The sequence below is a fragment of the Oleiphilus sp. HI0067 genome, assembly GCF_001635735.1.
Genome location: NZ_LWFI01000443.1, coordinates 1 through 849, shown reverse-complemented (window position 1 = coordinate 849; position 849 = coordinate 1). Strand labels below are relative to the sequence as shown.

Here is an 849-nt window from a genome sequence, read left to right as displayed (position 1 = left end):
CACCTCAATAGCGATTATGCGCGTTATGAATTAGCTCGTGTTTGGGTTGTTGAAGGTACCTTGAAAGAAGGTGAGCGTCATATCTACTCCAAGCGTACTTTTTACATAAATGAAGATACTTGGGGTATTGCTGTTGCTGATCATTATGATGGTCGTGGCGACTTATGGCGTCATGCCGAAGCGCATAGTAAGCCTTTCTATGATCGCAGCATTACGCTCACTACTATTGAGTCTGTACACGACTTATTATCTGGTCGTTACATAGCGAATGGTATGGTCAACGAGGAGCCAAGCCGCTATAACTTCGACAAGACCTTTGCAAGCAAAGACTTTACACCTGCTGCATTGCGTCGCTCAGCGCGTCGTTAACACGTAGCCAAAGATAAAAAAACCGGATCGTTTTGGCGATCCGGTTTTTTTATACGCGAATGAAAGTTATAAGCATGTCAGTTTCTTTCTTTCCTATCGGATAACTCGGCGATACTTTACTTGTCTCTTCTATGCTTGGGCTCTTTGTCTTACTTCAAGCATTCATACGTCCCGATCATTTGTCTGTAGCTGATCGTTTTAGACAGCTCTATTTGGCTCAAACCTTTGTTTCGTGACGGTGGTGCTGGGCAAGATCATTCATGTGATCTCTGCTATCTAGGGGGGCGTGAGCTCGATAAGATACATTGTTAATAGACTCACATTGTATGTATTAAAATGGGATTGATGGTTGAATTACTTGGTGCTGATATGAAAAGACCCAGCGAAGGCTAGGTCTATTTCTTAACTAATTTTTGCAAGGCCTTATCGGTTTGCTCTTAATCCTTAGTTTTCGTGCTGAGCTTTTAAGTTTGCGATATG

At 42.5% G+C, this 849-nt stretch carries 1 protein-coding gene; it reads left to right on the top strand.

Translation table 11 applies throughout. The annotated features are described in order from the left end of the window. The coding region (locus A3739_RS05120) for a DUF1329 domain-containing protein (RefSeq protein WP_156502370.1) at positions 1-369 on the top strand (369 nt) is incomplete at its 5' end. Positions 370-849 lie beyond the last annotated feature (480 nt).